22 protein-coding genes are annotated in these 21,556 nt (G+C 66.9%); 11 read left to right on the plus strand and 11 right to left on the minus strand.

What is annotated here, in order from left to right:
- Positions 1-160 precede the first annotated feature (160 nt).
- On the plus strand, positions 161-1,528 hold the full coding sequence (locus GJG85_RS12625) for an MFS transporter (protein WP_050017466.1): 1,368 nt from the start codon (positions 161-163) through the stop codon (positions 1,526-1,528).
- 30 nt (positions 1,529-1,558) lie between these two features.
- Here the strand turns inward: GJG85_RS12625 and GJG85_RS12630 are convergent, their stop codons facing one another.
- From GJG85_RS12630 to GJG85_RS34985, 3 genes are all read right to left on the minus strand, one after another.
- Entirely contained in the window at positions 1,559-2,152 is a 594-nt protein-coding gene (locus tag GJG85_RS12630) for an AAA family ATPase (RefSeq protein ID WP_089488721.1), read from the minus strand.
- Complete coding sequence (gene otsA / locus GJG85_RS12635; protein WP_089488722.1) at positions 2,145-3,566, minus strand: alpha,alpha-trehalose-phosphate synthase (UDP-forming); 1,422 nt, start codon at positions 3,564-3,566, stop codon at positions 2,145-2,147. The genes GJG85_RS12630 and otsA overlap by 8 nt, the downstream gene beginning before the upstream one ends.
- 138 nt (positions 3,567-3,704) lie before the next feature.
- Entirely contained in the window at positions 3,705-3,914 is a 210-nt protein-coding gene (locus GJG85_RS34985; protein WP_080334377.1) for a hypothetical protein, read from the minus strand.
- 288 nt (positions 3,915-4,202) lie between these two features.
- Between GJG85_RS34985 and GJG85_RS12640 the strand changes: the two genes are divergently transcribed.
- Both GJG85_RS12640 and GJG85_RS12645 read left to right on the plus strand, forming a co-directional pair.
- On the plus strand, positions 4,203-4,754 hold the full coding sequence (locus tag GJG85_RS12640; protein WP_050017463.1) for a hypothetical protein: 552 nt from the start codon (positions 4,203-4,205) through the stop codon (positions 4,752-4,754).
- Positions 4,751-5,245 (plus strand): hypothetical protein, encoded by a 495-nt coding sequence (locus tag GJG85_RS12645; protein WP_050017462.1) that lies wholly within the window; start codon positions 4,751-4,753, stop codon positions 5,243-5,245. The genes GJG85_RS12640 and GJG85_RS12645 overlap by 4 nt, the downstream gene beginning before the upstream one ends.
- A gap of 69 nt (positions 5,246-5,314) precedes the next feature.
- On the opposite strand, the gene GJG85_RS12650 is transcribed toward GJG85_RS12645, so the two are convergent.
- From GJG85_RS12650 to GJG85_RS12665, 4 genes are all read right to left on the minus strand, one after another.
- The gene (locus tag GJG85_RS12650; protein WP_089488723.1) at positions 5,315-5,797 is read right to left on the minus strand and encodes a tetratricopeptide repeat protein; all 483 of its coding nucleotides are present in this window, start codon (positions 5,795-5,797) and stop codon (positions 5,315-5,317) included.
- A 72-nt stretch (positions 5,798-5,869) separates the two neighbouring features.
- Complete coding sequence (locus GJG85_RS12655; protein WP_235356304.1) at positions 5,870-6,505, minus strand: hypothetical protein; 636 nt, start codon at positions 6,503-6,505, stop codon at positions 5,870-5,872.
- A 590-nt stretch (positions 6,506-7,095) separates the two neighbouring features.
- Complete coding sequence (locus GJG85_RS12660; protein ID WP_006755837.1) at positions 7,096-8,433, minus strand: nitrate/sulfonate/bicarbonate ABC transporter ATP-binding protein; 1,338 nt, start codon at positions 8,431-8,433, stop codon at positions 7,096-7,098.
- A gap of 22 nt (positions 8,434-8,455) precedes the next feature.
- Positions 8,456-10,213: an ABC transporter permease subunit gene (locus GJG85_RS12665; protein WP_050012012.1), complete on the minus strand. Its 1,758-nt coding sequence runs from the start codon at positions 10,211-10,213 to the stop codon at positions 8,456-8,458.
- A gap of 504 nt (positions 10,214-10,717) precedes the next feature.
- Here GJG85_RS12665 and GJG85_RS12670 point away from each other — a divergent pair.
- The gene (locus tag GJG85_RS12670; protein WP_011545926.1) at positions 10,718-10,984 is read left to right on the plus strand and encodes a hypothetical protein; all 267 of its coding nucleotides are present in this window, start codon (positions 10,718-10,720) and stop codon (positions 10,982-10,984) included.
- 42 nt (positions 10,985-11,026) lie between these two features.
- Here the strand turns inward: GJG85_RS12670 and GJG85_RS12675 are convergent, their stop codons facing one another.
- Entirely contained in the window at positions 11,027-12,346 is a 1,320-nt protein-coding gene (locus tag GJG85_RS12675) for an ATP-binding protein (RefSeq protein WP_050012013.1), read from the minus strand.
- The gene (locus GJG85_RS12680) at positions 12,330-13,055 is read right to left on the minus strand and encodes a response regulator (protein ID WP_006493394.1); all 726 of its coding nucleotides are present in this window, start codon (positions 13,053-13,055) and stop codon (positions 12,330-12,332) included. The genes GJG85_RS12675 and GJG85_RS12680 overlap by 17 nt, the downstream gene beginning before the upstream one ends.
- A gap of 224 nt (positions 13,056-13,279) precedes the next feature.
- Between GJG85_RS12680 and GJG85_RS12685 the strand changes: the two genes are divergently transcribed.
- Positions 13,280-13,834: a periplasmic heavy metal sensor gene (locus tag GJG85_RS12685; RefSeq protein ID WP_050012014.1), complete on the plus strand. Its 555-nt coding sequence runs from the start codon at positions 13,280-13,282 to the stop codon at positions 13,832-13,834.
- 69 nt (positions 13,835-13,903) lie between these two features.
- On the opposite strand, the gene GJG85_RS12690 is transcribed toward GJG85_RS12685, so the two are convergent.
- Positions 13,904-14,608, minus strand: a complete 705-nt coding sequence (locus tag GJG85_RS12690) for a pirin family protein (protein ID WP_089488724.1) — start codon at positions 14,606-14,608, stop codon at positions 13,904-13,906.
- A gap of 366 nt (positions 14,609-14,974) precedes the next feature.
- On the opposite strand from GJG85_RS12690, the gene GJG85_RS12695 reads away from it, so the two are divergent.
- From GJG85_RS12695 to GJG85_RS12710, 4 genes are all read left to right on the plus strand, one after another.
- Positions 14,975-15,757, plus strand: coding sequence for an ABC transporter substrate-binding protein (locus GJG85_RS12695; protein ID WP_050012016.1), 783 nt, complete (start codon positions 14,975-14,977; stop codon positions 15,755-15,757).
- 229 nt (positions 15,758-15,986) lie between these two features.
- Positions 15,987-16,676: a histidine ABC transporter permease HisQ gene (gene hisQ, locus GJG85_RS12700; RefSeq protein WP_006489645.1), complete on the plus strand. Its 690-nt coding sequence runs from the start codon at positions 15,987-15,989 to the stop codon at positions 16,674-16,676.
- Positions 16,673-17,386: an ABC transporter permease gene (locus GJG85_RS12705; protein ID WP_050012017.1), complete on the plus strand. Its 714-nt coding sequence runs from the start codon at positions 16,673-16,675 to the stop codon at positions 17,384-17,386. Before hisQ ends, GJG85_RS12705 begins: the two co-directional genes overlap by 4 nt.
- A gap of 20 nt (positions 17,387-17,406) precedes the next feature.
- Positions 17,407-18,186, plus strand: a complete 780-nt coding sequence (locus GJG85_RS12710; protein ID WP_050012018.1) for an ABC transporter ATP-binding protein — start codon at positions 17,407-17,409, stop codon at positions 18,184-18,186.
- Between the two features lie 63 nt (positions 18,187-18,249).
- Here GJG85_RS12710 and GJG85_RS12715 read toward each other — a convergent pair whose 3' ends face one another.
- Positions 18,250-18,747 (minus strand): GNAT family N-acetyltransferase, encoded by a 498-nt coding sequence (locus GJG85_RS12715; protein ID WP_089488725.1) that lies wholly within the window; start codon positions 18,745-18,747, stop codon positions 18,250-18,252.
- A gap of 141 nt (positions 18,748-18,888) precedes the next feature.
- On the opposite strand from GJG85_RS12715, the gene GJG85_RS12720 reads away from it, so the two are divergent.
- Both GJG85_RS12720 and GJG85_RS12725 read left to right on the plus strand, forming a co-directional pair.
- A complete protein-coding gene (locus tag GJG85_RS12720) occupies positions 18,889-19,815 on the plus strand; it encodes a LysR family transcriptional regulator (RefSeq protein ID WP_124651403.1) in 927 nt (308 codons plus the stop codon).
- A gap of 541 nt (positions 19,816-20,356) precedes the next feature.
- Positions 20,357-21,436 (plus strand): porin, encoded by a 1,080-nt coding sequence (locus GJG85_RS12725; RefSeq protein WP_050012021.1) that lies wholly within the window; start codon positions 20,357-20,359, stop codon positions 21,434-21,436.
- The last annotated feature ends 120 nt before the right edge of the window (positions 21,437-21,556 follow it).

The following is a 21,556-nucleotide window of genomic DNA, read 5'->3' on the forward strand; positions in this document are numbered from 1 at the left end:
GCGCGACCTGGCGTCGCGCGATGCGGCCCGGTGATACACTCGACCGGCCCCGTTCCGGCGCAGCCGCGCCGGCCGGGCCGTTCATCGCCGCCGCCCCTGCACATGGTTGCGCACGCAACCGGCTCGCGGGCGCGCGGACAACCACGCTCTCGCTCCCGTCATGAACGCCGATACCGGCCTGCCGCTTCCGCAACGCTACTGGGCGATCGTCTGCGTCGCCCTGGGCATCACGCTCGCCGTGCTCGACGGCGCCATCGCGAACGTCGCATTGCCGACCATCGCGCGCGACCTGCACGCGTCCGACGCCGCGTCGATCTGGATCGTCAACGCGTACCAGCTCGCGGTCACGATCACGCTGCTGCCGCTCGCGTCGCTCGGCGAACGCATCGGCTATCGCCGCGTCTACATCGCCGGCCTCGCGTTGTTCACCGCGGCATCGCTGGGCTGCGCGCTCGCCGGCTCGCTGCCGATGCTGGCGGTGATGCGCGTGATCCAGGGGTTCGGCGCGGCCGGCATCATGAGCGTCAACGCGGCGCTCGTGCGAATGATCTACCCGTCGTCGATGCTGGGGCGCGGGCTGTCGCTCAACGCGATGGTGGTCGCGCTGTCGTCGGCGATCGGGCCGACGGTCGCGTCCGCGATCCTGTCGTTCGCGTCGTGGCCGTGGCTGTTCGCGGTCAACGTGCCGATCGGCATCGCGGCCGTGCTCGGCAGCGTGCGCGCGCTGCCGGCCAACCCGCTGCACGACGCGCCGTACGACTTCGCGAGCGCGCTGATGAACGCCTGCGTGTTCGGCCTCTTGATCACGGCCGTCGACGGGCTCGGTCACGGCGAAAGTCATGCGTACGTCGCGGCCGAACTGGCCGTCGCATTCGTGGTCGGCTACTTCTTCGTGAAGCGCCAGTTGTCGCAGCCGGCGCCGCTGCTGCCGGTCGACCTGATGCGCATCCCGATGTTCGCGCTGTCGGTCTACACGTCGACGGCGTCGTTCACGTCGCAGATGCTCGCGTTCGTCGCGCTGCCGTTCTGGCTGCAGAATTCACTCGGTTTCTCGCAGGTCGAGACGGGCCTCTACATGACGCCGTGGCCGCTCGTGATCGTGTTCGCCGCGCCGCTCGCGGGCGTGCTGTCGGACCGCTATTCGGCCGGCATCCTCGGCGGGATCGGGCTGGCGCTGTTCGCCGCCGGCTTGCTGTCGCTCGCGACGATCGGCGCGCACCCGGGCACGGTCGACATCGTGTGGCGGATGGCGCTGTGCGGCGCGGGCTTCGGGCTGTTCCAGTCGCCGAACAACCGCGCGATGCTGTCGTCGGCGCCGCGCGAGCGCAGCGGCGGCGCCGGCGGCATGCTGAGCACCGCGCGCCTGACCGGTCAGACGCTCGGCGCCGCGCTGGTCGCGCTGATTTTCGGGCTCGCGCCCGACCGCGGACCGACGATCGCACTCTATGTCGCCACGGTGTTCGCGGCGGTGGCCGCGGTCGTCAGCCTGCTGCGCATCGCGTCGCCGCGGCCGGACACGGCGGCCTGACATCGTCGTGCGCCGCACCCGCGTCGGGCGTCATGCGGCGTCGAGCGCGTCCATCACGAAGCGCACGCGCGCCTTCACGCTCACGCGCGGCAACTCGATCAACCGATAGCCGTACGACGTATAGCACTCGACCATCGCGTCATGGGTGCGCACCGCTTCCGCGAAATCCTGCCGACGCTCGGCGTCCTGCGCATAGATGTCGGGCCAAGGCGGCGCGATGAACACGCGCCGGTGATAGCGGAAACGCCGCGCCGCGGCTTCCGCGTGCGCGGGTACCGCCAATCCGGTCAGCTTCAGATAGCCGATCACGTCCGGCACGCCGCGGTCGAAGAACACCGGCCCGCGCGCCTGCCGCGCGAGATGGTAGGACCGCATCTCCCAGCCCAGCATCAACTCGGCGAACGCTGCCGGGTCGCGCCACGGCAGTGCTGGACCGTCGACGGCCATCTGGTCGCGGATCACGCCGCGTCCGGCTTCCTGCGAGCGTGCGAACCCGGCGCGCTCGAGCGCATCGAGCAACGTGCTCTTGCCCGAACCGGGGCCGCCCGTCACGACGAAGAAACGGCCGGCCGTATCGCCTGCCGTTTCTTCGTCGCTGCCGGCGCCCGGCGCGCACTCACGCATGCGCGACCCGCAGGCCCGCGCGCTGCGTGACCGACGCCGCCGCGGCGACACTGCGCAAGTCGGCGACGAACGTGTCGCGCCACACCGACAGGTCGTTCTCGCGCAACCGCGCGAGATTCTCCTCATGACGCGCCTGCCGCTCCGCGAGCGGCATCGATAGCGCACGTTCGAGCGCCTCGGCCATCTGCGACAGGTCGTACGGATTGACGAGCAGCGCGCCGGTCAGCTCGGCTGCCGCGCCCGCGAACTCCGACAGCACGAGCACGCCCGGATCGGCCGGATCCTGCGACGCGACGTATTCCTTCGCGACGAGATTCATCCCGTCGCGCAACGGCGTCACGTAGCCGACCTGCGACATCCGGAAGAACGCCATCAGCAGGTTGCGCTCGTACTTCCGGTTCAGGTACTGGATCGGCGTCCAGTCGAGTTGCGAGAAGCGGCCGTTGATGCGGCCGGCCTCGCCTTCGAGCGTTTCGCGGATGTGCTGGTAGGTCTGCACGTCGGAACGCGTCGGCGGCGCGATCTGCAGCAGCGACACGCGCCCCTGCCAGCCCGGCGCATTCGCGAGCATCCGTTCGAACGACTGGAAGCGCTCGACGAGCCCCTTCGAGTAATCGAGGCGGTCGACGCTCATCACCAGCTTGCGGTCGCCGAGCGCCTCGCGCAGCATCTTCACCGGCTTGCGCGTGCCGTACTGGACGGCCGCCTGCGCGATCGCGTCGGGATGCACGCCGATCGGATAGGCCGCGACCTTCACGACGCGGCCGTGCGCGTGCAGCATCCCGTCCTCGCTCGCCGCGCCGATGCCGCGCCGCTCGATGTAGTCGGTGAACGCCTGTTTGTCGGCGTCGGTCTGGAAGCCCGCGACGTCGTACGCGCACATGAACTTCACAAGTTCCTCGTGCGGCGGCACGAGGCGCAGCATGTCGGGCGACGGAAACGGGATGTGCAGGAAGAAGCCGATCGGGTTCTTCACGCCGAGCTCGCGCAGGCAGTGCGCGAACGGCAGCAGGTGGTAGTCGTGCACCCAGATCAGGTCGTCCGGACGCAGCAGCGCGGCGAGCTGCTTCGCGAGCATCGCGTTCACGCGCAGATAACCGGCGTACTCCTGCCGATCGAAGCGCGCGAGATCGCCGCGGTAATGGAACACCGGCCACAGCGTCGCGTTCGAGAAGCCGCGGTAGTACTGGTCGTAGTCGCGCCGGGTCAGCCCGACCGTCGCATACGTCACGTTGCCGTCCCGCTGGATCGCGGGCTCGGCATCCGGCGCCCCGACGATCTCGCCGTTCCAGCCGAACCAGACGCCGCCAGTTTCCTTCAGCGCGTCCATCACGCCGACGGCCAGGCCGCCCGCGCTTGGGCGCGTGTCCTCGCCGGCGGCGACACGATTCGATACCACGATCAATCTGCTCATGCGACTTCCCCTCCTCGATTCGATTGGCTGGCGCGCGACGCACGCCAAAGCAGGCGCGGCGGCCCGAAGGCGGCCGCGCGGCGACTCAGTTCCGAGAATTGCAATGAAATACGGCGATGGAATGCGGCGACGACCGTATCAAGCGTCCTGCTCCTGACCGAGGTCGCGTTGATAGTCGAGCCCTTCCGGGCGAGCACCGCCCTGGTTGTGATCGCCGTCCGACGGTGTCTCGTCCGGCGCGCCCGCAGGCGGTGCCGAAGGCGCGTCGGTCCGCGGACGCGGCGGCACTTCCGGATGGTCGGCCGCCGCGACGGGGGGCCGGGGTGACAACCGTTTCGAACGGCGCATGGCTGGGTGTCTCATATGCGGCGCGGCTCGAGGCCGTCGTAGAAACATTCCATAGCAAAATAGTCTAGGTCGCTTGATCGCATCCGAAGGTAACAATTACCTTCAATTTGTAACGTTTCGACCCCTCGCCGATCATCTATCCGACAATAACGCCGCCCGCGCGCACGCGGCGCGACGCACGGCGATTTGTCAAAGCTTTGCAGTTTTCCTATGACAATTGCGAAACAATGACGCGGCATCAGGGCGTGCACGCGCCGCCGCTCACCCAGACAGGACTTGCACTCAGGGATGAACATTCGTTTCGAATCGCCGCGCCGGGCCACGCCGGCGCGCGTCGTGCTGGCCGTGATCGCCACGGCCGCACTGCTGTCCGGCTGCAATTCGCTGTACAGCGAAGGCGCGACGGCCGGCGCCGGTATCGCGGGCGCCGCGATCGCCTCCAAGGTCACCAACAATGCCGCCGTCGCGACGGGCATCGGCCTCGGCGCCGTCGCCGGCGCGCGCGCCGGCGTCCAGTACTCGCAACGCGTCGCGCACCGCTACACGCAGGAGCAGATCGCGAAGGCGGCCGGGCCGCTCGACGTCGGCGGTGTCGCGCCGTGGTCGACGCACCATTCGTTCCCGATCGAGGACGACGAGCAGGGCCGCGTGACGGTCAGCCGGATGATCAGCGTCGGTCCGCTCGACTGCAAGGAAATCGTGTTCGCGGTCGATACGCCGGCGAAGGCCGACAAGGCCGCGCAATCGGCGTTCTACGTCGCCACGATCTGCCGCGACGGGCCCGTGTGGAAATGGGCATCGGCGGAACCGGCGACCGAACGCTGGGGCGCGCTGCAATGAGCGTCGCGATCCGTATCGCGGCGATCGGCGCGCTGTGCGCGGCGACGGTCGCGCTGTCGGGCTGCGGGTCGGTCGGCGCCGCCAGCGGCGCGCTGGCCGGCGCGGCGACCGGCCTCGTCACCGCGAACCCGGCGGTCGGCGTCGGCGTCGGCATTGCCGTGCAGGCCGCGACCGACGAAGCCGTCAACCGCACGATGAAGCAACTCCATCAGAATCAGCAGGACGCGATCGCAAAGACGGCCGGCAGTCTCGCCGTCGGCGAAGTGAAGCCGTGGAAGGTGAAGAACACGCTGCCGCTCGAAAACGGCGAAGGCGAAGTGCGCGTCACGCGCGCGTACTCGTCGGCGCTCGCGCTGTGCAAGGAATTCGCGTTCTCGGTGAAGGACGGCGACAAGGCCGACTGGTATTTCGCGAATGCGTGCCAGCAAGGCACGCACTGGAAATGGGCGTCGGCGGAGCCGGCCGTTGATCGGTGGGGGAATTTGCAGTAATCGCGCGATGCGCCGCGCGTCATCGTGCGCGGCGCCCGTGGCGCTCTGCGTGCTCGCGACCTGCCGTGGTTACAGACGCGCGCGAAGCTGCGCCACCCTTTCCTTGATCTTCGCGGACAGCGCATCGTCCGGGTTGTAAGTCAGGCATCGCTCGAGATCGGCGATCGACGCATTGATATCGCCCAGCGCCTCGTATGCCCTGGCGCGATTGAAATAGACGAAAGGCTGGTCGGGATTGAGCTTCAGCGCCTTGTCGAAGTAATCGAGCGACTTCTGGTAGGCACCGCCTTCGAGGTAAATCGTCGCGAGCGTGCAATACGCCGATGGGTCCGTGTACCCCAGCTCGATGGCCCGGTTCAGATCGTTCAGCGCGAGATCCGTCTTCTTGATCATCGCGAAGGTCGTGCCGCGATCCGCATACGTCGCCGCGTCTTCCGGCGCCACTTTCAGGATGTCGCCGTACAGTCCAAGCGCATCCTCGATGCGCCCCTGCGACACGAATCCGCGTGCCCGCATGCGCATCGGTGAAAAATCGGGATTCTTATCGGTCATTCAACTTAACCATAGAAAATTTCGTGCGAACCTGGGTATACCGACCATCCAACATGCTTATCCGCCGGGCGATCAAATCGATGCGCCCGTACGTTGATTAAACGCGGCCCGCATGACGTCTGGGCTGATCATCTCCATGCGGCTCAACTCGGCAAGGACCGCCGCGAGAATGGCATCGACCCCAGGATCCACAGCTCTCATCTGCTTCAACAAAGAAGGCTGGAAGGCCTCATCCTCATTAATGCCCGACTCCCCGGTCTGGCGCCGCGCACGATACAGCACGCCGACCCAATAGCGAATGCGCTCGAGTGGACTCCACCCAGCATAAGTACTTGGAAACTTCGCTTTTTCGATTGCTTGCCGAACGACGGTCTCGACTTCAGCAAGAAACCGCATGAAGAACATCTGCTCCCCAACTGCAAGCTTCGACGACGTAATTGGATCGTATGCCGTATAGGTCTCATAGCGAACGTCGGTATGGACCCCAAGTCTATTGCCTACTTTGACTCGGATCCCGTCCCGCAGAACAATCTCCCGCTCCGCAGGAAATCGCGCTTCACGCTCGCTGCGTGACAGAAAACGCCCCAATTTTGACGAATACTCGACCTCATGCTGACTGCCGATTTTCGAGTCGGAATACCAAACGACGATCGTTTGAGACTCTGCATTCTCGAACGCCTTCAAAAAAATGGCCTCGGGAATCAACACTCTCAATGCTGAAGGTAGCGAGGAGTAAGGTAGTCTGTCCCGCTTCAACATCACAATTGCTCCAAAATAACTCGTCCGAATTCATCCACCCCTACCACCTCAAACTTCACACCTGGAGGTATCACCGTTTCTGATGAATAAACCGGCTTCCCGATCAGACCGTGGTAATTTACTCCGAACGCAAGATCCGAAATATCTTTCGCCTTATCTGTATAAATAACAACATTCCGGTCGCCAACTATCGATTGATCGATCCCCGATATCAGTTGCTGACGGGCGGGCGCGCTCGCGCGCCGATTGAAGCACACCGCACCGATCCGGCATTAAACGCGCGTTGAAGGGGGAGGACGGCGGCGAAAGTGAACGAAGCGTGAGCGCCGAAGCGTGAAACCGGGCGCGACATCCTCGGCGAACGCCATCCGCGGCGCTTCCGGCAGGAGCACGATCCGCCAGGCGGGTGTCCATGGGGACCGGCGCCCATTGCGAACGCCAGGGCGGGCCACGGGCCCTTGGCCCGCAGCGGCCGAATCAACCCGCTTGGGGGCATCCGGGCGACTCCAGCGGGACGTGCAGGAATCGCCCTGTCAACATCAGGACTCGACGTCCTCGAGGCTGAAGATCTCGGTCTGGTCGTTGTACGAGAAGATCTCGCCGTAACGGCCCCAGTCGATCACCGCGTCGAGCGTTTCCTCGGCCGCGCCGTCCGACAGGAAATCCTCGAGCTCCTGCTCGAAGCGCACGCGCGGCGCGCGATGGCCCGGGCGCTCGTTCAGCACCTTCTTGATCCGCGCGGCGAGCGGCACGTGCTTCAGCAGGTGATCCGCGAACATCAGCTTGCGCTCCTGCGTGCCGAATTCCGCGAACACGCGCCCCGGCGGCGTCAGGAACACGTCGCCTTCGCGCACGTCCGCGAAGCCGAGGTACTGCAGCACTTCCGCGATCGGGAACAGGTCGTCGACTTCCAGATGCAGCGTGCGTGCGATTTCCGGCATGTCCGCGCGGCCGTGGTACGGCGCCATCGCGAGCGTCTCGATCAGGCCGGCCATCAGGTTGGTCGACACCTGCGGCAGCCAGCTGCCGAGCTCGAGCCCCTTCTTCGTCGCCTCGCCGGTCTGCCGCGCGGTCATCTTCGCGTAGATGTCGTCGACGAGCTTGCGGAACGCCGGGTCCAGACGATTGCGCGGGTGCTTGAACGGCACCTTGATCTCGGCGATCACGCGGCCGGGGTTCGACGACAGCACGAGGATCCGGTCGCACATGAACACCGCTTCCTCGATGTTGTGCGTGACGATCAGCACCGACTTGATCGGCATGCGGCCCTGCGTCCACAGGTCCAGCAAATCGGTACGCAGCGTCTCGGCCGTCAGCACGTCGAGCGCGGAGAACGGCTCGTCCATCAGCAGAATGGTCGGATCGACGACGAGCGCGCGCGCGAAACCGACGCGCTGGCGCATCCCGCCCGACAGCTCGCGCGGATACGCGTTCTCGAAGCCGTCGAGACCGATCAGGTCGATCGCGGCGAGCGCACGCTCGCGCCGCTCGCGCGCGCCGACGCCGAGCGCTTCCAGCCCGGCCTCCACGTTCTGCAGCACGGTGAGCCACGGGAACAGCGCGAAGGTCTGGAACACCATCGCGACGCCTTCGGCCGGGCCGCGCAGCGGCTTGCCGAGATAGGTCACTTCGCCGCCGGTCGGCTCGATCAGCCCGGCGATGATCCGCAGCAGCGTCGACTTGCCCGAGCCCGAGCGGCCGAGCAGGCCGACAATCTCGCCTTCGCGCAGCGACAGGTTCGCGTCGTCGAGCACGAGCAGCTCGCCCTGCGTCTTGTTGAAGCCGCGGCAGACATGATCGACGCGCAGGATTTCTTCACCGAGGCGCGGCGGCTGGGACGTCTGGACGGGGGCGTTTACAGCATTCGGATTGTGCATCGCGTTTCGCTCTCAATCGGTCTCAGTCGAGCCGCAGCTTCGCTTCGGCGAAGGCATACAGCGGGCGCCACAGCAGGCGGTTGAACAGGGTGACGAACAGGGACATCACGGCGATGCCCAGGATGATCTTCGGGAAATCGCCGGCGGCGGTGGTCCGCGCGATGTAGGCGCCGAGGCCATGCGCCTCGATCCGGGTGCTGCCCCACTGTACGGCTTCCGACACGATGCTCGCGTTCCACGCGCCGCCCGAGGCGGTGATCGCGCCGGTCACGTAGTACGGGAAGATGCCGGGCAGGATCGCCTGACGCCACCACTGCCAGCCGCGGATGCGGAAGTTGGTCGCCGCTTCGCGATAGTCGTTCGGGTAGGACGTCGCGCCGGCGATCACGTTGAACAGGATATACCACTGCGTACCGAGCACGATCAGCGGCGACAGCCAGATGTCCGCATTCAGGTGGAAACGCGCGATCACGATCACGAACACCGGGAACAGCAGGTTCGCGGGGAACGCGGCGAGGAACTGCGCGAGCGGCTGCAGCTTCTCGGCCAGCTTCGGACGCAGCCCGACCCACACGCCGATCGGCACCCAGATCAGCGACGCGATCGAGATCAGCACGACCACGCGCAGCAGCGTGATGAGCCCGAGCACGAGCACGTGGCCGACTTCGGCCATCGTCACGCCGGTCGCGACGAAGCTGACGACGCGCCACACGATATAGGCCGTGCCGAGCAGCACGAGCCCCGCCCACGCGATGTCGACCGTGCGCGACGCCTTCTTCTCGACGCGCGGCAGCGTAAAGCGCATCGCGCCCGACAGCGGCAGGCGCAGCGGGATCCGCGCGGCCTTCGCGAAGAACCAGCCGGCCGGCACGAGCAGCTGATGGATCAGCCGCGTGCGGCGCACGAGGTCGAGCAGCCACGATTGCGGCGCATCGCCCGACGCGGTGTTTTCCATCCGGAACTTGTCGGCCCACGCGATGAGCGGGCGGAACAGGAACTGGTCATACGCGAGGATCACGACCGTCATCGTCAGGATCACCCAGCCGATCGCGCCGAAATTCTTGTCCGCGATCGCCTGCGCGAGATACGCGCCGATGCCCGGCAGCGTGATCGTCTGGTTGCCGACGGTGATCGCCTCCGACGCGACGACGAAGAACCAGCCGCCCGACATCGACATCATCATGTTCCAGATCAGGCCCGGCATCGAGAACGGCACCTCGAGCTTCCAGAAGCGCTGCCAGGACGTCAGGTGGAAGCCGCGCGACACCTCGTCCAGGTCGCGCGGCACCGTGCGCAGCGACTGGTAGAAGCTGAACGTCATGTTCCACGCCTGGCTCGTGAAGATCGCGAAGATCGCGGCCAGCTCGGCGCCGAGCACGCGGCTCGGGAACAGCGCGAGGAAGAACGTGACCGTAAACGAGATGAAGCCGAGCACCGGCACCGACTGCAGGATGTCGAGGATCGGGATCAGCACCATGCCCGCGCGGCGGCTCTTGGCCGCGAGCGTGCCGTAGACGAGCGTAAACGCCAGCGACGCGACCATCGCGGCGAGCATCCGCAGCGTGGTGCGCAGTGCATATTCGGGCAGGTTCGACGGATCGAGCGAGATCTTCTGCGTCTGCAGCACGCCGATCGGCGCCAGCGTTTCGTGAAAGCCGACCACCGCCATCGCGATCAGGCAGATGATCAGCGGAAAGGCGATGAAGTCCCACCGGTTCGGCAACACGCGCCACGCGGATGCGTTGGCGGTCCGGTTCGGATTGAAGAATCCGACGTTCATCAGGCGCCCTCCCCGGTAAGGCCGATCGAAGCCGGCAGTCGATGTTGATTCATGGCAAAGCGCACGGGCGCGGTAATTCGATTGACTGGCGATCTCGCGCACGCGGCGCGCCGTGCGTGCATGCGCTGCCGCGGCCGGTCGAGCCGGGCCGCGACGGCACGACACTACACCAACCTGTATTTCAGGTACAACCGTCCGGGGACGGCGCAGGCAACGCATGGATCGTGCCCGGCGCGTGGACGGATGGCGGGCGCGCGGTACGGAACAGCCTGGCCGCAGTCCGGCGGCCGGCACGCAGGCCCGAATTATGCCGTGATCCGGCCCGGCCGTGAACCCGCCCCCCCGCACGCGGGCACAAACCGTGTCCGGGATCAGCAGCCGGATACGGCGAAGCAGGTATGATCGGGGCTAGCCCCCGGGGTCCGGTTCGGCCGTGTCGCCGCAACACGCACGCGCGCCGTGTCGACCGGCCCCGGGGATCGACCGACGAGCGGGAGGAAGGGAATGGCAGGAAACTTGGTGATCGTCTGTCGCGATCAGGATGCCGACGCGTTCTATGAACTCATGCAGGAGTACGGGTCGTTCCAGACGCGGCTGTCGTCCACGGCGTGGTACCTGAACATGAACGTCGTGCCGGAATCGCTGCAGGAGGAAATCCTGGAGCGCCTCGGCCGGTATACGACCGTCTATATCTTCGAGGCCACCACGGTGACCTACAACACGATCGACAGCAACGCGGCCGAGACGCTCGGCACGCTGTTCGGCGAATGACGCCGCGCGGCGCCCGCCCGGCCGGGCAGGCGCCGCACCCGCTCATGCGGCCTGTGCGTGGGATTCGTCGTCTTTCGGCACGGCGTCGAACGGGAACGTCATCGACACGCGCAGGCCGCCTTCGGGGCGATTGCCGATGTCGCATGCGCCGCCCAGCCTGAGCACGAGCCGCTCGACGATCGCGAGCCCGAGCCCGCTGTGGCCGTTCCCGCCGCGCGCGGGATCGAGCCGCACGAACGGCCGCGTGGCGGCCGCGAGGTCGCGCGGCGCGATGCCGCCGCCGCTGTCGCTGACCGACAGCACGTAGCCGGCCGGCGTGCGCGCCGTCTCGACGAGTACGGGCGGTGCGCCGTACGCATGCGCGTTGTCCAGCAGGTTCGACAGGATCCGGTCGAGCGTCGCCGTCGGCAGCCGGAAGCCGGGATCGGCCTCCAGCCGCGTCTGGACCGCCGGCGCGTTCGGCGCGACCGCGCGATAGCTGCGCGCGATCCGCTCGCACGCGTGATCGACCGGCACCGGCTCGCTGCGGTCGGCCCCGCCATGCGCAAACACCAGGAACTGGTCGACGATGTGCGACATCGAGTCGACGTCGCGCACGACGCCGTCGCGCAGCCGCGCGTCGTCCATCATTTCCGCCCGCAGGCGCATCCGCGCGAGCGGCGTGCGCAGGTCGTGCGCGACGCCGGCCAGCATCACCGCGCGATCACTGTCGGCCTGCGACACCTGCTCGACCATCTGGTTGAAGCCGTGCGTGAGCTGGCGCAGTTCGCGCGGCCCGCGTTCGCGCAGCGGCGGCACCGGCTGCCCGCGGCCGAAACGCGCGACCGCGCGAGCGAGCGAGCGCAGCGGCTGCTGTAACTGCCAGGCCGCGAACAGCGCGGCGATCACGCCGGCCGAGAAGATCGTGCCGAGCCACAGCAGCATCCGGTCGAGCGAGCGCGGCGGCCGCAGCGGCTGCACGGGCACCACGATCCAGTTGCGGTCGGCCGGCTCCTTCACCCACAGCACGGGCGGATGGCCCGGTGTGCCGATCTCGACCTGCGTGCCAGGCGGCATCCGGTCGCTCACGTCGTCGCGGAATCGCTTCAGCGGCGGCGGCAGCCCCGCATCGCCGCCCTTCGGCACGTCGGCGCTGTCCGGCGACACAAGCCGCACGCGCGACGGCAGCGGCTGGTCGGGCGTGCGCGCGACGTGCTGGCGCACCGCGTCGACGAGGAACGCGGCCTCCTCGACCGCATAGCGCGTCTGCATCTGGTTGCGCTCGAGCCGCATCGCGAAGAACCACGCGAAGTGCGACAGGAGCAGGACGCCAACGACGAGCAGCGCCAGCCGCCCGAACAGCGAATCAATGGGTTTGCGCATGGGCCTCGCCGTCGGGCACGAACACGTAGCCGCGCCCGCGCACCGTCTGGATGAAGCGCGGCGTCGACGGATCCGTTTCGAGGATGCGGCGCAGGCGCCACACCTGGACGTCGATGCCGCGGTCGGTGCCGTCGTACTCGGGCCCGTGCAGCAGCTCGAGCAGCCGCTCGCGCGTGAGCGTGCGCAGCGCGTGGTTCACGAAGATCTTCAGCAGCGCGAACTCGCTGCTCGACAGCGTGGCCGGCTTGCCGTCGACCGACAGCGTGCGCGCCTGGAAGTCGAGCAGGAAGCGGCCGAACGCGAACGGCTCGCGCTGTTCGGGCGCGGCCGCCGACGGCGTCGCGCGGCGGCGGCGCAGCACGGCCTGCACGCGCGCGAGCAGCTCGCGCGGGTTGAACGGCTTGCCGAGGTAGTCGTCCGCGCCGAGCTCGAGCCCGACGATGCGGTCGACGTCGTCCGCGCGCGCGGTCAGCATGATCACGGGGATGTCGTCGCCGGCCGCGCGCAGCTGGCGCAGCGCGGTCAGGCCGTCCACGCCCGGCATCATCAGGTCCAGCACGATCAGGTCGGGCCGCTCGCGCTCGAGGCGCTTCTCGAGCGTCGCCGCGTCGTGCAGCACGGACACTTCCATCCCCTGGCGCACGAGATAGTCGCGCAGCAGGTCTCGGAGTTCTTGGTCGTCGTCGACGATGAGGATCTGGGTAGTCATGGCTCGAAGTTTACCGCGCGAGGGCGGAGTCGAAGAACGAAACAAAGGGGCGAAAGGGTTACTGCGGGTTACCGCGCAAGGGAACTGTAATGCGCGGTAACCGGGCCGCCGCCCCGCGTAACACCCGTCGGAGCCTGCATCGCTAACCTGCGTCTTACCGGATGCGGTACCCGACTTTCCCGGCACCGCATCGCCGGACCCTTTGGATACAAGGAGTTTCTGAAATGTATAAGAAGACTTCCCGCGTGGCCATCGCGGCCGCCACCGTGCTCGCTCTCGCATTCGGCACCGCGCATGCCGCGCCGCCCGACGACATGCCGCCGCCGGGCGGCCCCGGCATGCACCGGATGCACGACGGGCACGAAGGCGGCCCGTTCGGCGCGATCATGAAACTGCACGACCAGCTAAAGCTCAATGCGTCGCAGGAGCAGCAATGGCAAGCCGCCGTCAATACGATGAAGCAGAACCGTGACGCGATGCGCAAGAGCCACGAGCAGATGCGCGAGCAGTTCAAGGCGCAGCAGAACCAGCCGATCCTCGACCTGAGCGCGATGCATTCGGCGCGCCAGCAGGCGGAAGCGCAGAACGCGCAGCTGCGCGAGCAGACGTCCGCCGCGTGGCTCACGTTCTACAACGGGCTGAACGACCAGCAGAAGACGATGGTCAGCACCGTGCTCAAGCAGCAGTTCGCGAAGATGGAACAGCGCCACGAGAAGATGAAGGCGCGCTGGGAGCAGCATCGCGCGGCCGCCAAGGGCGCGTCGGCGCCGGCGCAGTAAGCCGGCGGGCCGCTCGCACGGCGGCACCGAACGGGGACGCAGGCATCGGCCTGCGTCCCCTTTTTCGTTTCAGGCGACGTCGAACAGCAGCACCTCGGCGCTCCGGCCGCGCGCGAACGCCACCGCGTCCACGCCGCCGATCCGCGCGCCGTCGCCGGCGGCCAGCGCGCGGCCGTTGACCTCGACCTCGCCGCGCGCCACGTGCACGTAGACGCTGCGCCCGGCCGGCACGTCGAACGCCGTCGTCTCGTCGCCGTCGATCAGCCCCGCGAAGATGCGGGCATCCGCCCGCATCGACAGCGCGCCGTCGCCGCCGTCGGGCGCCGCGACGAGCCTCAGGCGCCCGCGCTTCTCGTCGTCGGCGAAACGCCGCTCCTCGTAGCCGGGCCGCCCGCCCCGCTCGGCCGGCTGCAGCCAGATCTGCAGCAGATGCAGCGGGCGGTCGCGCGACGCGTTGGTTTCGCCGTGCATGAGCCCCGTGCCGGCGCTCATCCGCTGGATGCCGCCGGTCCGGACGATCGCGCCGCAGCCGAGGCTGTCGCGGTGCGCGAGCACGCCATCCAGCACGTAGGTGACGATCTCCACGTCGCGGCGCGGCTGCATCCCGAAACCGCGCGTCGGCGCAATCAGATCCTCGCTCAGCACGCACAGCGCGCCGACGGGCGGACGCACCGGCGCATGCGCGGTGCGGCAGGCAGACGAAAAACTGTGACTCGATTCGAGCCAGCCGTGGCGCGTATGCCAGCGGTCTTCGGCGCGCAGGATCTGGAACATTGGGGTGGACGCTCGGGGGCGCAGATGTTCTGTTCGGGTTTACCTCCACTGTAGGGGGACGTCGAACGCGCCACAATCCGCCGCCCGCGCACCGCATCGTTGCAGCCGCGGAACCAATTGCCGAAATATTCGTTGCGAATACCGCGATTACCGCAACAGCCGATTCGAGGAATCGGTCGACCGTGCCGGATTGCCGTTTTCCGGGTATCGCGTTCGGGTAAAATACCGCCCTTTTGGCGTTCGCCGTTCCGGCGGCCGCCAACGTCAGAGCGCCGATCGGCGATTTTTGGCCGTCTAGAATACGCCGCGGCGCCCGGTTCGACCGGCCGCGAGCGCCCCCGGAAAGTCAGCAACAGAAGGATGGAAATGAAGAAGGCCGCCCTGTGCGCCGCCCTCGCCCTCGTGGCGGGCAGCGCCTTCGCGAAGGAGTGGAAGACCGTGCGGATCGGCGTCGACGCCAGCTACCCGCCGTTCGAGTCGACCGCGCCGAGCGGCGAGATCGTCGGTTTCGACGTGGATCTCACCAAGGAAATCTGCAAGCGGATCAACGTGAGATGCGTGTGGGTGGCGCAGGATCTCGACGGAATCATCCCGGCGCTGAAGGCGAAGAAGTACGACGTCATCGTGTCGTCGCTGACCGTCACGGACAAGCGTCGCGAACAGATCGACTTCTCCGACAAGGTGTACGACGCACCCGCACGGATGATCGCGAAGACCGGCTCGCCGCTGCTGCCGACGGTCGCGTCGCTGAAGGGCAAGCGCGTCGGCGTCGAGCAGGGCTCGACGCAGGAAACCTACGCGAAGGCGTACTGGGAACCGCAGGGCGTGACGATCGTTCCTTACCAGAACCAGGACCAGGTCTATACCGATCTCGGCACGGGCCGCCTCGACGCGACGCTGCAGGACGAGCTGCAGGCCGACTACGGCTTCCTGCGCACGCCGCGCGGCAAGGGCTTCGCGTTCGCCGGGCCGGAAGTGAAGGATCCGAAGACGATCGGCGACGGCACCGCGATCGGCCTGCGCAAGGAAGATACCGACCTGAAGCTCAAGATCAACCGGGCGCTGGCCGACATGCACAAGGACGGCACCTACGACCGGCTGTCGCACCAGTACTTCTCGTTCAGCGTCTATTCGGCGCCGGCCCGCTGAACGCGGCCCAAGCAGCAGCAGCGGATGCGGGGGCGGCCCCGCGTCCGGGCAGTACAGGCAGTCAACCACGCGCCGCCCGCCCCTTGCCCGTCGCTCGCGCGACGGGCGGGCCCGGCACCGTTGCCGGGGCGGACGGTCATGATACGCACGGGGCGTTCCGCGCAGCTTGGCGGACGCGTGTTTCGCGGCGCACCGCGTGCGCCGTCAGGGACCACACCAGGGACCCCATATGTTTCTACAAGGCTACGGCCCGCTGATCCTCGCCGGCACCTGGCAAACCGTCAAACTGGCGGTGCTTTCGCTTGCGCTGTCGTTCCTGCTGGGGCTGCTCGGCGCCGGCGCGAAGCTGTCGCGCAACCGCGTGACGAACGGCGTCGGCACCGTCTACACGACGCTGATCCGCGGCGTGCCCGATCTCGTGCTGATGCTGCTGCTGTTCTACAGCCTGCAGATCTGGCTGAACATGGCGACCGACGCGCTCGGCTGGGACCAGATCGACATCGACCCGTTCCTCGCCGGCGTGCTCGTGCTCGGCTTCATCTACGGCGCGTACTTCACCGAGACGTTCCGCGGCGCATTCCTGTCGGTGCCGCGCGGCCAGCTCGAGGCCGGCAGCGCCTACGGGATGACGAACTGGCAAGTATTCACGCGGATCATGTTCCCGCAGATGATGCGCTTCGCGCTGCCGGGCATCGGCAACAACTGGCAGGTGCTCGTGAAGTCGACCGCGCTCGTGTCGATCATCGGTCTGGCCGACGTCGTGAAGGCGTCGCAGGACGCCGGCAAGGGCACGCTGCGATTCTTCTTCTTCACGCTGATCGCGGGAGCGGTCTACCTCGCCATCACGACGATCTCGAACTTCGTGCTGATGTGGCTCGAAAAGCGCTACTCGACCGGTGTCCGCAAGGCTGACCTATGATCGAACTCATCCAAGAATACTGGCGCAACTATCTGTACACCGACGGCTATCGCATCACCGGTGTCGCGATCACGCTGTGGCTGCTGGTCGTGTCGATCGGCCTCGGCTTCTGCCTGTCGGTGCCGCTCGCCGTCGCGCGCGTGTCGAAGCGGAAGTGGCTGGCGGGCGCCGTGTGGCTGTATACGTACGTGTTCCGCGGCACCCCGCTCTACGTGCAGCTGCTGCTCTGCTACACGGGCCTGTACAGCCTGCAGGCGGTGCGCGGCACGCCGATGCTCGATGCGTTCTTCCGCGACGGGATGCACTGCACGCTGCTCGCGTTCACGCTGAACACCTGCGCGTACACCACCGAAATCTTCGCGGGCGCGATCAAGGCGACGTCGTACGGCGAGATCGAAGCCGCGCGCGCGTACGGGATGTCGCCGTTCACGATGTATCGCCGCGTGATCCTGCCATCGGCGCTGCGCCGCGCGCTGCCGCTGTACAGCAACGAAGTGATCCTGATGCTGCACGCGACGACGGTGGCCTTCACCGCGACCGTGCCGGACATCCTGAAGATCGCGCGCGACGTGAACTCGGCGACCTACATGTCGTTCCACGCGTTCGGCATCGCCGCGCTGCTCTACCTCGTGATCTCGTTCACGCTCGTGTGGCTGTTCCGCCAGGCCGAGCGCCGCTGGCTCGCGTATCTGCGCCCGCAAGGCAAGTAAGTTTCCGCAGGACTAATCGAATGAACTCCCAGACCCAGAAGCTTTTCGTCGACGATCTCCACAAGCGGTACGGCGACAACGAGGTGCTCAAAGGCGTGTCGCTGAGGGCGAACTCGGGCGACGTGATCAGCGTGATCGGCTCGTCCGGCTCCGGCAAGAGCACGATGCTGCGCTGTATCAACTTCCTCGAGCAGCCGAACGCGGGTCGCATCTTCGTCGACGGCGAGGAAGTGCGCACCGCGCTCGACAAGACGGGCGCACTGCGCGCGGCCGATTCGAAACAGCTGCAGCGCGTGCGCACCAAGCTGTCGATGGTGTTCCAGCACTTCAACCTCTGGTCGCACATGAACGTGATCGAGAACGTGATGGAAGCGCCGGTGAACGTGCTCGGCATCCCGAAGAAGGAAGCCGAGGACCGTGCGCGCGAGTATCTCGAGAAGGTCGGCCTCGCGCCGCGCGTCGAGAAGCAGTATCCGTCGCATTTGTCCGGCGGCCAGCAGCAGCGCGTGGCGATCGCGCGGGCGCTCGCGATGCATCCGGACGTGATGCTGTTCGACGAGCCGACCTCCGCGCTCGACCCGGAACTGGTGGGCGAAGTGCTGAAGGTGATGCAGAAGCTGGCCGAGGAAGGCCGCACGATGATCGTCGTCACGCACGAGATGGGCTTCGCGCGCAACGTGTCGAACCACGTGATGTTCCTGCACCAGGGCCGCGTCGAGGAACAAGGCGTGCCGGCCGAGGTGTTCGCGAACCCGAAGAGCGACCGCCTGCGCGGCTTCCTGTCGGGCAGCCTCAAGTAACGCCCGTCACGCGCCACGCCCGAGCGGGCGCCCGCGGTTCGCCGCGCGGCGCCCGTTTTGCGTTTACGCGGCGCTCACCGGCGTGCCGTCGGCGAACGCGCGCAGTTCGTCGCCCGCCAGCCGGTAACGCACCCATTCGCTCTGCGGCGCCGCGCCGACGCTTTCGTAGAAGCGAATCGCCGGCTCGTTCCAGTCGAGCACGCTCCATTCGAAACGCCCGCAGCCCGAGTCGACCGCGATCCGCGCGAGCGCCTTCAGCAGCCGCAGCCCCGCGCCGGCGCCGCGAAAACGCTGCGATACGTACAGATCCTCCAGATACAGCCCCTGCCGCGCGAGCCACGTCGAATACGAGAAGAAATACACGGCGAAGCCGGCCGGCTCGCCGTCGATCTCGCACATCAGCGCCCGCGCCGGCGAGCCTTCGCCGAACAGGCTGCGTTCGAGCGATTCGGGCGTCGCGACGACTTCGTGCTCCGCTTTCTCGTAGACGGCCAGTTCGGTGATGAAGCGCAGGATCTGCGGCACGTCGGCGACGGTGGCGGAACGGATATCGATTTGCACGGGTTGAGCCCTCCTCCGGCCCGGGATGTGAAACGGAAAACGGCGCCGCGCAGCCCGCAGCCGCGCTGGCGCCGTTCAAACCGTCATGCTACGTTCATGCGATGCCTGCAGGAAGTGCAGGTTCTTCATCCAGACCTGAACATGATGCATCCCGATCTGCGCCGCCTCGACCTGAACCTGCTGCTCGTGTTCGACGCGCTGTACCGCCACCGGTCGGTCGCAGCGGCCGCGCACGAGCTCGCGTTGAGCCCGTCGGCGTTGAGCCATGCGCTCGCCCGGCTGCGCGACGCGATCGGCGATGCGCTGTTCGTGCGGCTCGGCAACGAGATGCAGCCGACCGTGCGCGCCGACGACATCGCCACGTGGGCCGGCGACGCGCTCGACGCGATGTCGAAGGGGCTCGCCCGCGCGCGCCGCTTCGATCCGGCGCAAAGCGACCGTACGTTCGTGTTCGCCGCGACCGACTACACGGCATTCGCGGTGCTGCCGGCGTTCGTCGCCCGCATCCAGCACGTGGCGCCGCACCTGCGCATCCGCGTCGTCCATTCGGACCGCAAGATTTCCGTCGACGAGCTCGCGGCCGGCCGCATCGACTTCGCGCTCGGCTACCACGAGGAATCGGCGGCCGACGCACCGGGCATCGAGGATTTCGACTGGTTCTCCGACGATTACGTCGTGATCGCGAGCGCCACGCATCCGGACATCCGCCGGCGGCTGACGCTCGACCAGTACCTGGCGGCGCGCCACGTGGTCGTCACGCCGTGGAACGAGTCGCGTGGCGTCGTCGACTACGTGCTCGACCGGCTCGGCCTCGCGCGGCACGTCGCCGTGCAGTTGCCGACCGTGCTGGCCGCGCCGTTCGTGATCGCGGAGTCGGCACTCCTGATGACCGTGCCGAACCGCGCCGCGCAGGCGCTGCGGCACGCGGCGCCGATCCGCATCTTCCCCGCGCCGTTCGAAATCCCGCGCTACACGGTGAAGGTCTACTCGCATGCGAAGCATGCGCGCACCGACGCGCATCGCTGGATCCGCGCGCAGTTGCTCGACGCACGGCCGAGCGCGGACTAGCCACAGCGCGTTTCGGCCGGGCGTTTCGGGCACCGATCGGCGATGGCTGCAATCGCCGGAATCATTACGAAATACTTACCCATTTCGCGACTTTCGCGCTTACGCCGGCGCCTTTGCAACGTCAATAGTGGCAATCCTTGAGCCCTATCCGCCGAATCCATGTCTCCCTTGTGGGACAAGGGTTTTCCGGTAATCGAGAACCCTTGGGAGCCCTGTTGCGCACCGTGTTGCATGGCAATTTGGCGACAGCGGTTAGTCAAACAACGATTTCCGTCGCCACAAAATTGTATTTTTGCTAAATTAGTAACCAAAGTAGCAAAACGAAGTTCGTGAAATGTAGTTTAGCTTCACGACACAACAAGGAGACCCCGCAGGCCGACCCGGCTGCGCGGGACCGCTCAACGGTTTTCCGTCTGCTTGCCCGCGTGCCGCGCTTACCGGCCCTGCACGAGGTCTCCCTGGTTATCCCGCTTTTGCCCGGCGCTCGCGCTCCGGGCATCTCGTGCAGTCTGGGTTGACTTTTTGACAGGGTATGGAGGAGATGATGAAGAAAGCTTTGGTCGCGGCGGCGCTGATGGCTGCTGGGGTGGTGACGGCGCACGCGCAGAGCAGCGTCACGCTGTATGGCCGCCTGGATGCAGGTATCGAGTACATGAACGGCCTGCAAAACGGCCACCAAGTGCGCGCGGAAAGCGGCGACTGGGGCACGAGCCTGTGGGGCTTGAAGGGTAGCGAGGACATCGGTGGCGGCAACAAGGTCCTGTTCCACATCGAAGGCGCGTTCAACACGATGACGGGCGGCTTCAGCGGCTCGATCTGGGATCGTTTCGCGACCGTCGGTATCTCGAACGACCGCTACGGTACGCTGCTGCTGGGTCGCGAGCTCGCGATCGCCAACGGCGTGTGGGATTTCGACCCGTTCGGCCAGTCGGCCTGGTCGACGGCCTCGCTGGTGCGCGGCCGCAACTGGAACAAGACCAGCAACAACGTGTCGTACCAGTCGCCGTCGCTCTACGGCCTCGACTTCTACGGCCAGTTCTCGTTCTCGAATTCGACCAGCTTCAACGGCAACACGACGGCCGGCCAACCGGGTCGTGCAATGGGCGGTCAGGTCACCTACACGAACTCGCTGTTCCAGTTGCGCGGCATCTACGACGAAACGCGCGACAGCAACGGCCGCTTCTCGGACGTGTTCAACTACTCGCGCGAATACTTCGCGGGCGTGAACGTGTTCCTCGGCCAGTTCAAGGTTCAGGCGGCCTACCAGGCATCGCGCGCGGACGGCAGCGGCGGCCCGGCAGTGAACGCCGGCGTGACGGGTACGCAACAGGTGTGGGGCGGCGTGACGTGGCAGGCGACGCCGGCAGCGGCGCTGATCGCGGCCGTGTATCACGTGAACGCGAACCACGGCGGCGGCAACGCGAACATCTACACGATCGGCGGTTCGTACAACATCTCGAAGCGCACGCTGTTCGACCTGCAGGCCGCGACGGTGCGCAACAGCTCGTCGGCCAACTTCGGCCTGAACGCGAACGGTGCGGGCACCGCCGTGTCGACCGGCAACCCGCATCCGGGCGGCAGCCAGACCGGCGTCTACGCCGGCATCCAGCACCTGTTCTGATCAGGCGCCGTCAAAGAACGATTCGACAACACTTTCCACGCTGCTGCGAGAGGCGCGTATCGGTGCGGTACCCAACCGGGTATCCGCACCGTTTTTTCTTGGGCGGCGGATTCTTGCGAC

This window comes from Burkholderia sp. MS389 (assembly GCF_016899425.1).
Lineage (GTDB): Bacteria > Pseudomonadota > Gammaproteobacteria > Burkholderiales > Burkholderiaceae > Burkholderia > Burkholderia sola.

Coding starts and splice junctions, on each gene's coding strand:
- hisQ (WP_006489645.1), top strand. CDS start 15,987: ATGTTTCTACAAGGCTACGGCCCGCTGATCCTCGCCGGCACCTGGCAA.
- GJG85_RS12725 (WP_050012021.1), top strand. CDS start 20,357: ATGATGAAGAAAGCTTTGGTCGCGGCGGCGCTGATGGCTGCTGGGGTG.
- GJG85_RS12710 (WP_050012018.1), top strand. CDS start 17,407: ATGAACTCCCAGACCCAGAAGCTTTTCGTCGACGATCTCCACAAGCGG.
- GJG85_RS12680 (WP_006493394.1), bottom strand. CDS start 13,055: ATGACTACCCAGATCCTCATCGTCGACGACGACCAAGAACTCCGAGAC.
- GJG85_RS12690 (WP_089488724.1), bottom strand. CDS start 14,608: ATGTTCCAGATCCTGCGCGCCGAAGACCGCTGGCATACGCGCCACGGC.
- GJG85_RS12630 (WP_089488721.1), bottom strand. CDS start 2,152: ATGCGTGAGTGCGCGCCGGGCGCCGGCAGCGACGAAGAAACGGCAGGC.
- GJG85_RS12625 (WP_050017466.1), top strand. CDS start 161: ATGAACGCCGATACCGGCCTGCCGCTTCCGCAACGCTACTGGGCGATC.
- GJG85_RS12640 (WP_050017463.1), top strand. CDS start 4,203: ATGAACATTCGTTTCGAATCGCCGCGCCGGGCCACGCCGGCGCGCGTC.
- GJG85_RS34985 (WP_080334377.1), bottom strand. CDS start 3,914: ATGCGCCGTTCGAAACGGTTGTCACCCCGGCCCCCCGTCGCGGCGGCC.
- GJG85_RS12665 (WP_050012012.1), bottom strand. CDS start 10,213: ATGAACGTCGGATTCTTCAATCCGAACCGGACCGCCAACGCATCCGCG.
- GJG85_RS12705 (WP_050012017.1), top strand. CDS start 16,673: ATGATCGAACTCATCCAAGAATACTGGCGCAACTATCTGTACACCGAC.
- GJG85_RS12660 (WP_006755837.1), bottom strand. CDS start 8,433: ATGCACAATCCGAATGCTGTAAACGCCCCCGTCCAGACGTCCCAGCCG.
- GJG85_RS12645 (WP_050017462.1), top strand. CDS start 4,751: ATGAGCGTCGCGATCCGTATCGCGGCGATCGGCGCGCTGTGCGCGGCG.
- otsA (WP_089488722.1), bottom strand. CDS start 3,566: ATGAGCAGATTGATCGTGGTATCGAATCGTGTCGCCGCCGGCGAGGAC.
- GJG85_RS12675 (WP_050012013.1), bottom strand. CDS start 12,346: ATGCGCAAACCCATTGATTCGCTGTTCGGGCGGCTGGCGCTGCTCGTC.
- GJG85_RS12670 (WP_011545926.1), top strand. CDS start 10,718: ATGGCAGGAAACTTGGTGATCGTCTGTCGCGATCAGGATGCCGACGCG.
- GJG85_RS12685 (WP_050012014.1), top strand. CDS start 13,280: ATGTATAAGAAGACTTCCCGCGTGGCCATCGCGGCCGCCACCGTGCTC.
- GJG85_RS12695 (WP_050012016.1), top strand. CDS start 14,975: ATGAAGAAGGCCGCCCTGTGCGCCGCCCTCGCCCTCGTGGCGGGCAGC.
- GJG85_RS12720 (WP_124651403.1), top strand. CDS start 18,889: ATGATGCATCCCGATCTGCGCCGCCTCGACCTGAACCTGCTGCTCGTG.
- GJG85_RS12650 (WP_089488723.1), bottom strand. CDS start 5,797: ATGACCGATAAGAATCCCGATTTTTCACCGATGCGCATGCGGGCACGC.